This window comes from Pseudomonas sp. LBUM1646, from assembly GCF_059716165.1.
Genome location: NZ_CP166810.1, coordinates 5,762,303 through 5,774,927, shown reverse-complemented (window position 1 = coordinate 5,774,927; position 12,625 = coordinate 5,762,303). Strand labels below are relative to the sequence as shown.

The following is a 12,625-nucleotide window of genomic DNA, read 5'->3' as shown; positions in this document are numbered from 1 at the left end:
CACTGCTTGCCGGCGATGGCGTCCTTGAGATCGCCATCGCGAGCAAGCTCAGCTCCTACGAAAGCGGATTGAGTTCGCTCAGTTTGTTCAGCGCGTTCAGATACTCCCGGGGATTCTCTCCGAGCAAACGGCGAAACATCGCGCTGAACGCCCGGGCGCTGCCGTAGCCCAGATCCCGCGCCACGCTCTGTACGCTTTCCCCGGCGAGCAGGCGCGGCAGGGCTTCCATCAGGCGCAGTTGCTGGCGCCAGGCATTGAAATTCATCTTCAGTTGTTGTTGGAACAGCCGCGCCAGGGTTCGCGAACTGGCGCCGACTTGCTGTGCCCAGTCTTCCAGGGTGTTGGGATGGTCTGGCGTACGCAGCAGCGCCAAACAGATGCCTTGCAGACGCCGGTCCTCGGGCATCGGAATGTGCAGCGGAAGGTTTTCCAGGCCGGCGATTTCTTCCAGCATCAGCTTCTGGATCAGCGGGTTTTCCGCGTGTTGCGGGCCTTGCACCGCGCGCAGGATCAACTCGCGCAGCAATGGCGTGACGGCCAGCACGCAGCACTGATGCAGGCTTGGTGGCGACAGTTCGGCGGCAATGAACAGCGAGCGCATGCGCACCTCGCCCGACATGAAAATCTCATGCGCCACCATCGGCGGAATCCACACCGCACGGGTCGGCGGAATCACCCAGGCGCCTTGCGCCGTGACCACCCGCATGGTGCCGCAGACGGCATACAGCAACTGCGCTTCGCGGTGTTGATGCAGTTCCTGGTGCGCGCCATCCATGTAATCACGCGGATAAGCGCTGACCGGGCCGTGCAGGAAGTGGCTGATTAACATGTCAGATCCGATGACTTTGTTGTCAGGAATGCGCTTTTTCGCCAACTTAGCATAAGCCGCTCACTACAACGTAAAGCGTGCCGCGATGAACCAGTCCAGAAACGTTATCCGCTACATCAACGCAGCTCATGTGATCGACCACATGTTCATGCTGATTTTCCCCGCCGCCATTCTCGGCATGACCCAAGCCTTCGCGTTGGATTACGCCGCACTGATCGGCTTGTCCCTCGGCGGTTTCATTGCCTTCGGCGCCTGTTCGCTACCGGCCGGTTGGCTGGGGGATCACTGGAGCCGGCGGCAAATGATGCTGGTGTTTTTCTTCGGCATTGGCGCCTCGGCGATTTTCACCGGTTTGAGCAGCAGCGCGCCGATGCTGGTTGTCGGCCTGACACTGATTGGGGTTTTTGCCGCGATTTATCACCCGGTGGGCACCGCAATGCTGGTGGCCTATGCGCAGAACCGCGGCCGGGAAATCGGCATCAACGGCATGTGGGGCAACCTCGGCGTGGCGTTTTCGGCGCTGATCACCGGGTTGCTGGTGGCGCAGTTTGGCTGGCGTTCGGCATTCATTCTGCCGGGGGTGGTGGCGATTGCATTGGGCATCGGTTTCGCCTTGCAGGTGCGTGAAGAACCGATCCCCAAGCGTCCGCACACGCCGCTCAAAGGTGCGGCCGGCCAGCGGATTTCCATGGTCATGGTGTTTGGCGTGCTGGCCCTGGCCACCGCGACTGGCGGCGTGGTGTTCAACGCCACGACCATGACCTATCCGAAACTCTTTCAGGAGCGCCTGCATGATTTGTTCGCATCTCCACAAACCCTTGGCGTGGTGGTCAGCCTGGCGTATGCCTTCGGTGCCGTGGCGCAGCTGAGCATCGGCCGGGTGTTGCACCGTTTTAGTCTGAAATGGCCGTTCATTGTGTTGACGTTGTGCCAGGCGCCATTGCTGTTCGGGTTGGCGTATGTGGATGGCTGGGCCGTGATTGCACTGGGCGCGGCGTTCATGTTCGTGGTGTTTGGCCAGGTCACGGTGAATGACGCGATGGTCGCCAACTTCGTCGCCCCGCAATGGCAGTCCCGGGTTTTTGCGCTGCGTTACTGTTTATCGTTCGGGGCCAGTGCGACCGCGATTCCGCTGATTTCGTTCGTCGAACCGCGCCAGGGTTTTGTAGGGCTTTATCTGATATTGGCGGGTTTTGCGGCGTTGACCTTCGTGGCGGCACTGGTTTTCCCACGGACGCCGTCTGAGGCTGCTGTAGGACAAACGGCATAACCAGTGACGAAATCCTGCAAATGCTGGCGCAAAGCTAGCATTTGTACGGCTGTGCAAATCATTCCTTTGGCTGATTTGGCTGGCGTATAAGGGCTCTAGAGTAATTATCTTTAAAGCCAAGACCGTGCAGTCAGAAAAGGGATTCTTATGTTGCAGACTCGCGTTATCCCGCCAGCCGAAGGCGCTTACCAGTATCCGCTGCTGATTAAACGACTGCTGATGTCCGGCGCTCGTTACGAGAAAACCCGCGAGATCGTGTACCGCGACCAGCTGCGCTACAGCTATCCGACCCTGATCGAACGGGTTGCGCGGCTGGCCAATGTGCTGACGGCGGCCGGGGTCAAGGCCGGGGATACCGTGGCGGTGATGGACTGGGACAGCCATCGTTACCTGGAATGCATGTTCGCCATCCCGATGATCGGCGCGGTGATCCACACCATCAACGTGCGGCTGTCACCGGAACAGATCCTCTACACCATGAACCACGCCGAGGACCGCTTCGTGCTGGTCAACAGTGAGTTTGTGGGGCTGTACCAGGCCATCGCCGGGCACCTGACCACGGTTCAGAAAACCCTGCTGCTAACTGACCTGCCGGATAAAACCGCCGATTTGCCGAACCTTGTCGGCGAATACGAGCAGTTGCTGGCCGCTGCGAGCACGCAGTACGACTTCCAGGATTTCGACGAAAATTCGGTCGCGACCACCTTCTACACCACCGGCACCACCGGTAATCCCAAAGGCGTGTACTTCACCCATCGGCAACTGGTGCTGCATACCATGGGAGTGTCGACCATCATGGGCGCCATCGACAGCGTGCGGCTGTTGGGCACCAACGATGTCTATATGCCGATCACTCCGATGTTCCATGTGCACGCTTGGGGCTTGCCGTACGTGGCAACGATGCTCGGGCTCAAGCAGGTTTATCCCGGTCGCTACGACCCGGAATACCTGGTGGAGTTGTGGCGCAAAGAGAAGGTCACCTTCTCCCACTGCGTGCCGACCATCCTGCAAATGGTCCTCAACGCCAAGGCGGCGCAGAACACCGATTTCGGCGGCTGGAAAATCGTCATCGGCGGCAGTGCGCTGAACCGTGCGTTGTACGAAGCCGCCAAGGCCAAGGGCATTCAATTGACCGCCGCTTACGGCATGTCGGAAACCGGTCCGCTGGTGTCCTGCGCTCACCTCAATGACGAGTTGATGGCCGGCACCGAAGACGAACGCACCACCTACCGGATCAAGGCCGGCGTGCCGGGGCCACTGGTGGAGGCGGCGATCGTCGACACCGACGGCAACTTCCTGCCTGCCGATGGCGAGACCCAGGGCGAACTGGTGCTGCGTGCGCCGTGGCTCACCGAAGGTTATTTCAACGAGCCGCAGAAGGGCGCCGAGCTCTGGGCCGGCGGCTGGCTGCACACCGGCGACGTGGCAACCCTGGACAGCATGGGCGTGATCGACATTCGCGACCGGATCAAGGACGTGATCAAGACTGGCGGCGAGTGGATCTCGTCCCTGGACCTTGAAGATTTGATCAGCCGTCACGTAGCGGTACGCGAAGTAGCAGTGGTGGGGATTGCCGACCCGCAGTGGGGCGAGCGGCCATTTGCGCTGCTGGTGATCCGCGAAGGGCATGAGATCGGGGCTCGTGAACTCAAGGAACACCTCAAGCCGTTCGTCGAGTTGGGGCACCTGAGCAAGTGGGCCATCCCGAGCCAGATCGCCCTTGTTACTGAAATTCCCAAGACCAGCGTCGGCAAGCTCGACAAGAAGCGTATCCGCCTCGACATCACTGAATGGCAGGCCAACAACAGCACCTTCCTCTCCACGCTTTAAGCGTGATCTGACCTCCCCAGGCGTGCCCGAAAAGGCACGCCAGCCCCACCAAGCAAGCGCTTGGCTTGTGAAATCCGAATTTTCAGCCATCCTTGCCGTGCCGACATGTGTCGGACTGGCGAAAGGACTGTTCCAGAGTGGCCGGCAGCTGCAAATCACACTTTAGAGGGATCAAGCAGTACTACCTGCTGGCTATAGTCCGCTCAAGGATTTTTAAGAACGGAGCAAACGCACAAACGGGGCGATGCACATTTGGATTGACGTCGGGATCTCTTGGCTCCCGGTCAGCCACAACGTTTTTAAAAGTACTCACTGCCATAACAATAATGCACATGGAGTAGCGTCGATGACATCAGTAAACCAGTTCTGGCGCCGGGCGAAACTGCCCCTGGCGGTCAGTCTCGCCTCTTCGCTCGCCGGGCCTGCATTCGGCGTCAGTTTCAACGTCGGTGAAATCGAAGGTCAGTTCGACTCATCCCTGTCGATCGGTGCCAGTTGGTCTACTCAGAGTCCCAACAAGAACCTCATCGGCGTCAACAATGGCGGCCACGGCCTGTCGCAGACGTCCGATGACGGTCACGCAAACTTCAAGAGCGGGGAAACCTTCTCGAAAATCTTCAAGGGCATCCACGACCTCGAATTGAAATACGGCGATACCGGAGTCTTCGTCCGCGGCAAATACTGGTACGACTTTGAACTGAAAGACGAAAGTCGCGAGTTCAAGGACATCAGCGACAACAACCGCAAGGAAGGCGCCAAGTCCGCCGGTGGGCAGATCCTCGACGCCTTCGTCTACCACAACTACTCCATTGCCGATCAGCCGGGCTCCGTGCGTCTGGGCAAACAAGTAGTGAGCTGGGGTGAAAGTACCTTCATCGGCGGCGGTATCAACTCGATCAACCCGATCGACGTGTCTGCGTTCCGTCGTCCGGGTGCCGAGATCAAGGAAGGCCTGATTCCGGTCAACATGTTCTACGTGTCCCAGAGCCTGACCGATAGCCTCTCGGCCGAGGCCTTCTACCAGCTCGAGTGGGACCAGACCGTCGTCGATAACTGCGGCACATTCTTCTCTCAGGCAGACATCATTGCCGACGGTTGCGACAACAACCTGCGCGTGCTGAACAAGCGTTCGCAGATTCCGGCCGTGGCATTGGGCCCATTGGCTGCCAATGGCGTCGATGTCAACGAAGAAGGCGTACTGGTGCGTCGCGGTGGCGATCGCGATGCGCGTGACAGCGGCCAGTGGGGCGCGTCCCTGAAATACATGTTCGACCCGCTGGACACCGAGTTCGGCGCCTATTTCATGAACTACCACAGCCGTGCACCGATCTTCAGCGCCACCGGTGCTCCGCAGTCGGTCTATAACACTGCACGGGCGCTGCCAGGGCCGTTCGCGGCACTCGCACCGCTGCTGGTAGCCGGCAACTCGGAATACTTTGTTGAATACCCGGAAGACATCCGTCTCTACGGTTTGAGCTTCTCCACCACCCTGCCTACCGGTACGGCGTGGAGCGGTGAAATCAGCTACCGTCCGAACGCACCGGTGCAACTGAACTCCACCGACATCCTGTTCGCTGGCGTACGTCCTATCGGTGGCGCGCTGTCCAATGCTTCGCTGCTGACCGGCGTGCCGGGCCAGGACCTGCACGGTTATCGCCGCAAGGAAATCACCCAGTTCCAGACCACCCTGACGCACTTCTTCGACCAGGTCATGGGCGCCAGCCGTCTGACCCTGGTGGGCGAAGTGGGCGTGACCCACGTCGGCGGCCTGGAAAGCACGTCCGATGTCCGTTACGGCCGTGACCCGGTCTACGGCCCGGGTGAATTGCCCGCCACTGGCGGCGCCAACACCTGCGCCAACATCCTCAACGCCAGCACCATCAACGGCGCCGGCCCGGGTTCGCCGCAGAACAACCGCAGCCGCAACTGCAACGATGAAGGCTTCACCACGGCCACCTCGTGGGGCTACCGCGGTCGTGCCATCTGGGAATACAACGACGTGTTCGCCGGGGTGAACCTCAAGCCGAACGTGGCCTGGTCCCATGACGTGAGCGGTTACTCGCCAGGCCCTGGCGGCAACTTCGAAGAAGGTCGTAAAGCGGTGAGCCTGGGCGTCGATGCCGAATACCAGAACACCTACACCGCGAGCCTGGCCTACACCAACTTCTTTGATGGCAAGTACACCACCGTTGATGACCGCGACTTCGTTGCGCTCAGCTTCGGCGTGAACTTCTAAGCACTGTTTTTTCAGGACGAACACACATATGAAAATAACAAAGAGTCTGTTCCACGCCGGTGTTCTGGGGCTGTCGCTGTTGGCGACAAGCGTCATGGCGGCGGTGCCTGCCGCTGAAGCGGACAAACTGGGCAAGAGCCTGACCCCAATGGGCGCCGAGATGGCGGGCAATGCCGACGGTTCGATCCCGGCCTGGAAACCCCTGGCGAAAAATGCCGGCACCGTCGATAGCAAGGGCTTCCTGTCCGACCCGTACGCCGGTGAAAAACCGCTGTTCACCATCACTGCGCAGAACGTCGACCAGTACAAAGAGAAGCTTGCCCCGGGCCAGTACGCGATGTTCAAGCGCTACCCGGAAACCTTCAAGATGCCGGTCTACCCGTCCCATCGCGGTGCCACCGTGCCGGATGACGTGTTCGCTGCCATCAAGAAAAACGCCACCGCGACTAACCTGGTGTCCGGCGGCAACGGTCTGGAAAACTTCGAAACCGCCGTACCGTTCCCGATTCCAAAAACCGGTGTCGAAGTCATCTGGAACCACATCACCCGCTATCGCGGCGGCAGCGTGACCCGCCTGGTCACCCAGGCCACGCCGCAGCCGAACGGCTCGTACAGCCTGGTGTACTTCCAGGACCAGTTCGTGTTCCGCGACAAGATGAAGGATTACGACCCGAAAAACCCGGGCAACATCCTGTTCTACTTCAAGCAGAAAGTGACCGCGCCGGCACGTCTGGCCGGTGGTGTGCTGCTGGTGCACGAAACCCTCGACCAAGTGAAGGAACCGCGTTCGGCGTGGGTCTACAACGCCGGTCAGCGTCGTGTACGTCGTGCCCCGCAAGTGTCCTATGACGGGCCGGGTACTGCCGCCGATGGCCTGCGTACCTCCGACAACCTTGACATGTACAACGGTGCGCCGGATCGCTACGACTGGAAACTCGAAGGCAAGAAAGAGATGTACATCGCCTCCGATAGCTACAAACTCGACGATCCGAAGCTGAAATACGCCGACATCATCAAGGCCGGCCACATCAACCAGGACCTGGCTCGCTATGAGCTGCGCCGGGTCTGGCATGTAGTTGCAACCCTGAAGGAAGGTCAGCGCCACATCTATGCCAAGCGTGACTTCTACATCGACGAAGACACCTGGCAGGCTGCGGTGATCGATCACTACGACGGTCGTAATCAGCTGTGGCGCGTTGCAGAAGCCCACGCCGAGAACTACTACGACAAGCAAGTGCCGTGGTACGCCCTGGAAACCCTGTATGACCTGCAATCGGGTCGCTACCTGGCCCTGGGCATGAAGAACGAAGAAAAATCGGCGTATGACTTCGGTTTCACCGCCACCACCAGCGACTTCACCCCGGCAGCCCTGCGTCAGGATGGTGTTCGCTAACAGGCTGTAGACAGAGGCCGCATCCTCGAAAAACGCCCCGACTGGTTCGGGGCGTTTTTTTTGGAAGTCCGTAACGGCCTGTCGTAGCAGCTGCCGAGCAGCGCGAGGCTGCGTTCGGCTGCGAAGCAGTCGTAAAACCTGAGTGCACGGTCTTCCTGATGCACCGCGTCGCCTGGTCTCACGACTGCTTCACAGCCGAACGCAGCCTCGCGCTGCTACAAGGGATTCAGATTCGGTGCGGTTATCGGGTTGTAGTCTTTTTGTAGCCATTTGTAGCAACAACCTTCAATAGCGCTCCGTTTACCGCTAGTCTGCGGACATCTGTAACGCCGCCAACAGCATTTCAAACAAGAGCCGGCCATGACTGATCTGTCCCCACTTCCGGGTCCTGCAAGCGTTGCCGTCGCGGCACTGGACGGGCGTTTCTTTCGGCCACCGCTGCCTGATGGCCATGTGCTGCGGCCGCGCTTGTGCGAGCGCCTGAGTGCCGGGCTGGGTGGTCGATTGTTGTTGGTCAGTGCTCCGGCAGGCTTCGGCAAGAGTTCGTTGGCGGTGGAGTTCTGTCAGGGCTTGCCGGCGCACTGGCAAAGCCTGTGGCTGGGGTTGAGCCCGCGTGACAATGATCCGGGGCGCTTCCTTGAGCGTCTGCTCGAAGGCCTTCAGGACTATTTTCCGCCGTTGGGCAGCAAGGCGCTCGGGCTGCTGAAAATGCGTCAACGCCATCAACCCTTTGCGTTCGAGGAATGGCTGGACGGTTTGCTCGATGAACTGGTCGTGCACCTGTCACCGGGTTCGCCCTTGTTGCTGGTGCTGGATGACTACCACTTGGCCCAAGGGCCGGTGCTCGATCGCTGTCTGCAATTTTTCCTTAATCACCTGCCTGATGGCCTGTTGGTCATGGTCACCAGTCGGCAACGTCCGGACTGGCACCTGGCGCGTCTGCGCCTGTCGCGGCAATTGCTCGAACTGCATGAGCAAGACCTGCGCCTGACCCACGACGAAGCCTTGACTCTGCTCGATCGCCACAGCAGTTCATTGCGCGGCGAAGCGCTGGAGAATCTGATCCAGCGAAGTGAAGGTTGGGTGGCCGGCCTGCGTTTCTGGCTGCTGGCCGCTTCCGAAGCCGGCAGCGATGGCGCGTTGCCGCAGTCACTGCATGGCGGGGAAGGGCTGATCCGCGATTACCTGCTGGAAGAAGTCATCGACTGTTTGCCCGCCGAGGTACAGGCATTCCTCTATGACACGGCGCCTCAGGAGCGTTTTTGCAGCGAACTGTGCGACGCCGTGCGCGAGGCCCATGACAGCGCCGAAATCCTGCGTTTCCTGTTGGCCCATCAGGTCTTTCTGGTACCGCTGGATGAGCACGGTCACTGGTACCGCTATCACCACCTGTTTTCCGACTTGCTGCGCACGCGGCCCAAGACCCAGGCCCTGGTGCCGGCCGCCAGCCTGCATTTGCGCGCCTGCCGCTGGTTCAATGCCCAGGGACTGCTCGATGAAGCGGTGGAGCAGGCCTTGCGCGCCGGGCACCTGGATGTCGCGGCGAACCTGGTGCAAAACCTCTCGGAAGAACAACTGCTGGCCGAGCAGAACGTCGGCATGCTGCTGCGCTGGAAAATGGACTTGCCCGACAGCCTGCTGATCAGCACGCCACGGCTGATCGTGCTCTACAGTTGGGCGTTAGGGCTGGCCTGCCAACTGGACGCGGCCGAGGAACTGGCCAATCACTTGAGCCGCTTCCTGCCAGCGCCGTCGGCCACGGCGCAGAAGTCCATGCTGGCGCAATGGCTGGCCCTGAGCGGCATCATCGCCCGTGGACGCGGCAATCGTGAACTGACGCTGCTCTATTGCACCGAAGCGCTGGAGAGCCTGCCCGCCAAGCGTTACGGCCAGCGCCTGATGTGCCTCTCGACCTTGTCCAACCTGGCCATTGCCGACGGCGACCTGTGGCGTGCCCGGGGGTTGAATCGTGAGTCCCTGGAGTTGGCGCAGCGCGTCGGCAATCCGTTATTCGAAGCCTTGGCCCATTACGACCGTGCCCGGGTGTTGCAGGCGCGGGGGGAGATCCTGCGCTCGCTGGATGAAGTCCGTCAGGGCCTGCAACGCCTGCACGGCTTGTCGCCGCAACGGCTTTATGCGGTACGCGCCCGGCTGATCTTGTACGAAGGCTTCTTGCTGGCGCTGCGCTCGCAGCCCCAGGCCGCCCGGTTACGTTTGCAAGCCGGTTTGGGCGAAGCCCGGGCCTGTCGCGATATCAGCGTATTGATCGGCCACTGCGTGATCGCCAGGCTCGAGGGCAGCAGCGGCGAGTTTGCCAAGGCCTTCGCCGAACTGGCCGAAGCCGAACGGCTGATGCACATCTGGGACGTCCCGCCGATTTACTATCTGGCAATGATCACCCTGGTCAAATGCGAACTCTGGCTGGCCCAGGGCCGCATCGATCTGGCCGAAGCGTGGCTGGCGCGGTTGGGCCAGACCTACAATGGCGAACACCCGGCAGCCCCACCGGAATTCCATCCACAGCTACCGCTGCACATTGAATTGCAGCAAGCCCAGCTGGAAGTGATCCAGGGGCAACCGATGCTGGCGGAAGGGCGATTGAATGCACTGCTGGAGCATGGGCAACAGACAGGGCGGCAGATGCTCAGCGTGATGGCGCTGACGCAGAAAATCACATTATTGCTGGCGGGTGGGCGTGAGCCCGAGGCGCGTAAGGCGTTGACGCAAGCGCTGGAAGCGGCGGCGGGTGGCGTGCTGCAACCGTTTGACGGGTTGTTGGCGGAGCATTCGGATTGGTTGCGGGGCCAACTGCAACTCAGCGCCCCGAATGCTGTTTCGCAAAACCTCATGGAAAAACTCCCTGTCGCACCCTCACGTCCGGCATTGGAGTTATCCACAGGTGCGGAAACGCTCAGCACCCGCGAGCTGGCCGTCCTGCAGTTGATCGCTCAAGGTTGTTCTAACCAGGAGATCAGCGATCAGCTATTTATCTCGCTGCATACCGTGAAGACCCATGCCAGCCACATCAATAGCAAACTTGGGGTTGAGCGGCGCACGCAAGCGGTGGCGCGGGCGAAGGCGTTAGGGGTATTGCAGTAACTAACGCTTGAAAACCTCCGGTGCAAGGCGGGCCTTGAGTCAGAGGCTATCGCTCACTTCTCTTCGGTAATACCCGCGCTTTGTATGTGTCCGTCGCGTTTCAGGATCGACAGTAAACCGATGGAGCAGTCATCTCCGGTTTTGCTGGCGATGGACTGTCGCAGGTTGTCGCCCAACACATCCTTGATTTTCTTTCTGGGTAACGTCGCATTCCACTCCAGCAGTTTCTGAATGGCCGGGGCGGGTGTGCCGCTGGATTTGTGATAAAGGCTTTCTGCGGAGCCGTCGCTCATGATCGCAAAGCCAGCCGTTGCTTCGATTGGCCCTCGGTACAGCCTGAGCCGTGACGCTGCTTTAGGATCTGTCAGAAACAGCGTGGTATTGGCGAACTCGCCGTTTTCTGGAGGGGAAAGGGTCTGTAGTTGCCCGTCCAGATCAACGCTTGCGATGATGCCGTCGCCCAAATGGCCTGCCAGATAGCGGCCTTTTGAATAAGCGACGAACGACAGAGTGCAGGCCAGGTCGCTGATCTCGCAGCCGAGTTTCGCTGATTTGCGTCTGAACGCGTCAAGGCCGCGATTAACCAGGCGTTGGGCTGCCTTCGCGTTGTGTTTGTCCATGTTTTGCCAGAGGCTTTCAAAGTTTTTGCAGACAAACGCCAGGGTCGCGGTGACCGCGACCTGGGCACCGACTTCGGATCGGGCTCTGGAGCCCGCCCCGTCGGCCAATGAAATGCACGTTACCTCGTTCGACTCTCTGGCCGCGACATAGTCCTGGCACGGTGTCTGAGTCTTGAGGTGTGAGCTTCCTGCCACAAACGCACAGGCGGTTTTACAGGTGAAGTCGATCGGGTGCTCAGGCATGGTTCAGGCCTGGGTTTTCGGCGAGGTCTTCCTGGCGAAAGAGATAGTCGTCTTGCATGGCATTATCCTTTTGAGTTGAGCGTTACAAAAAAACGCTTCAAGAGTCGTTTGAATCAGAGCATCACGATGCCCTCAGAGGAGGTCGGCGCCTCGCGGACCGGGGCAGGTGCTGGCGCACGGACGGTATGTTGCGGCGCGGGAGCAGACAGAAAAGGACGCTTTTATCGACGAGCACGTGTTCCATTGAAGGGGGCATTGGCTTCCTGCCGTCTTGTTTCAAAATAGGCGCGCGCGAGGATAACCTATCAATTTTGCGGATCACAACCGCATTACCCAGCTTGGCACCAGGATCAAAACCCATGCAAACCCCGAATACAGCCCTCATCCGCGAAACCTTCCCCGTCGGCCCGCTCCAGTGCAACTGCACGATCATCGGCGACCCGATCAGCAAAAAAGCCATCGTCGTCGACCCGGGCGGCAATCACGAGCTGATCCTCGCTCGCCTCGACGCCCTGGGCCTGAAAGTCGTCAGCATCATCCACACCCACGCGCACCTCGATCACTTCCTGGCCTCCGGTCAGCTCAAGGAGAAAACCGGCGCAACCCTCCACCTGCACAAAGAAGATCAATTCCTCTGGGACAACCTGGAGATGCAATGCCAGATGTTCGGTGTCCCTTACGTGCCGGTGCCACCACCGGACCGCAGGTTGGCCGACGATGAAGAGCTGGCTTGCGGTTGCGGCGTGGCGATTCACACGCCGGGGCATACGCCAGGTTCCATGAGCTTTTGGTTTTCAGAGGCTAAGCTGCTGATTGCCGGTGACACGCTGTTCAAGCGCGGGGTAGGGCGCACGGATTTGTGGGGTGGCGATCAGGCGACTATCGTGCGCTCGATCAAGCAGCGGCTGTATACCCTCGATGAGGAAGCCATTGTGGTCACCGGGCATGGTCCGGACACACGTCTGGGTGATGAAATGCGCGAGAACCCTTTTGTGCGGGCCTGAATTGTAACCAGTGGAATTTTTGCTCGCGCCCATGATCCAACGCCCGCATGGGCCGATGCCTTGGTCCGTTGCACCTCAGAATGCAAAAAGTAGGAGCTCTT

Annotated in this window: 8 protein-coding genes; 6 read left to right on the top strand and 2 right to left on the bottom strand. The window is 59.9% G+C overall.

Annotation, left to right across the window (positions count from 1 at the left end):
* Nucleotides 1-55: 55 nt before the first annotated feature.
* On the bottom strand, nucleotides 56-829 hold the full coding sequence (locus ACA071_RS26255; protein WP_497641765.1) for an AraC family transcriptional regulator: 774 nt from the start codon (nucleotides 827-829) through the stop codon (nucleotides 56-58).
* Between the two features lie 85 nt (nucleotides 830-914).
* Here ACA071_RS26255 and ACA071_RS26250 point away from each other — a divergent pair, with 85 nt between their 5' ends.
* The 5 genes from ACA071_RS26250 (at nucleotide 915) to ACA071_RS26230 (ending at nucleotide 10,657) form a co-directional block, all read left to right on the top strand.
* A complete protein-coding gene (locus ACA071_RS26250) occupies nucleotides 915-2,099 on the top strand; it encodes an MFS transporter (protein ID WP_497641764.1) in 1,185 nt (394 codons plus the stop codon).
* A gap of 147 nt (nucleotides 2,100-2,246) precedes the next feature.
* The gene (locus tag ACA071_RS26245) at nucleotides 2,247-3,929 is read left to right on the top strand and encodes a fatty acid--CoA ligase (protein WP_497641763.1); all 1,683 of its coding nucleotides are present in this window, start codon (nucleotides 2,247-2,249) and stop codon (nucleotides 3,927-3,929) included.
* Between the two features lie 346 nt (nucleotides 3,930-4,275).
* The gene (locus ACA071_RS26240) at nucleotides 4,276-6,165 is read left to right on the top strand and encodes a DUF1302 domain-containing protein (protein ID WP_497641762.1); all 1,890 of its coding nucleotides are present in this window, start codon (nucleotides 4,276-4,278) and stop codon (nucleotides 6,163-6,165) included.
* A 28-nt stretch (nucleotides 6,166-6,193) separates the two neighbouring features.
* Nucleotides 6,194-7,558: a DUF1329 domain-containing protein gene (locus tag ACA071_RS26235; RefSeq protein WP_497641761.1), complete on the top strand. Its 1,365-nt coding sequence runs from the start codon at nucleotides 6,194-6,196 to the stop codon at nucleotides 7,556-7,558.
* A 360-nt stretch (nucleotides 7,559-7,918) separates the two neighbouring features.
* On the top strand, nucleotides 7,919-10,657 hold the full coding sequence (locus ACA071_RS26230) for a winged helix-turn-helix domain-containing protein (RefSeq protein ID WP_497641760.1): 2,739 nt from the start codon (nucleotides 7,919-7,921) through the stop codon (nucleotides 10,655-10,657).
* 53 nt (nucleotides 10,658-10,710) lie between these two features.
* Here ACA071_RS26230 and ACA071_RS26225 read toward each other — a convergent pair whose 3' ends face one another.
* Nucleotides 10,711-11,520, bottom strand: a complete 810-nt coding sequence (locus ACA071_RS26225) for a PP2C family serine/threonine-protein phosphatase (protein WP_497641759.1) — start codon at nucleotides 11,518-11,520, stop codon at nucleotides 10,711-10,713.
* 359 nt (nucleotides 11,521-11,879) lie between these two features.
* Here ACA071_RS26225 and ACA071_RS26220 point away from each other — a divergent pair, with 359 nt between their 5' ends.
* On the top strand, nucleotides 11,880-12,524 hold the full coding sequence (locus ACA071_RS26220) for an MBL fold metallo-hydrolase (protein WP_497641758.1): 645 nt from the start codon (nucleotides 11,880-11,882) through the stop codon (nucleotides 12,522-12,524).
* Nucleotides 12,525-12,625 lie beyond the last annotated feature (101 nt).

What these genes read in the sequence shown, in the direction of transcription:
- ACA071_RS26235 (WP_497641761.1), top strand. Translation starts at nt 6,194, where the DNA reads ATGAAAATAACAAAGAGTCTGTTCCACGCCGGTGTTCTGGGGCTGTCG.
- ACA071_RS26230 (WP_497641760.1), top strand. Translation starts at nt 7,919, where the DNA reads ATGACTGATCTGTCCCCACTTCCGGGTCCTGCAAGCGTTGCCGTCGCG.
- ACA071_RS26220 (WP_497641758.1), top strand. Translation starts at nt 11,880, where the DNA reads ATGCAAACCCCGAATACAGCCCTCATCCGCGAAACCTTCCCCGTCGGC.
- ACA071_RS26225 (WP_497641759.1), bottom strand. Translation starts at nt 11,520, where the DNA reads ATGCCTGAGCACCCGATCGACTTCACCTGTAAAACCGCCTGTGCGTTT.
- ACA071_RS26245 (WP_497641763.1), top strand. Translation starts at nt 2,247, where the DNA reads ATGTTGCAGACTCGCGTTATCCCGCCAGCCGAAGGCGCTTACCAGTAT.
- ACA071_RS26255 (WP_497641765.1), bottom strand. Translation starts at nt 829, where the DNA reads ATGTTAATCAGCCACTTCCTGCACGGCCCGGTCAGCGCTTATCCGCGT.
- ACA071_RS26250 (WP_497641764.1), top strand. Translation starts at nt 915, where the DNA reads ATGAACCAGTCCAGAAACGTTATCCGCTACATCAACGCAGCTCATGTG.
- ACA071_RS26240 (WP_497641762.1), top strand. Translation starts at nt 4,276, where the DNA reads ATGACATCAGTAAACCAGTTCTGGCGCCGGGCGAAACTGCCCCTGGCG.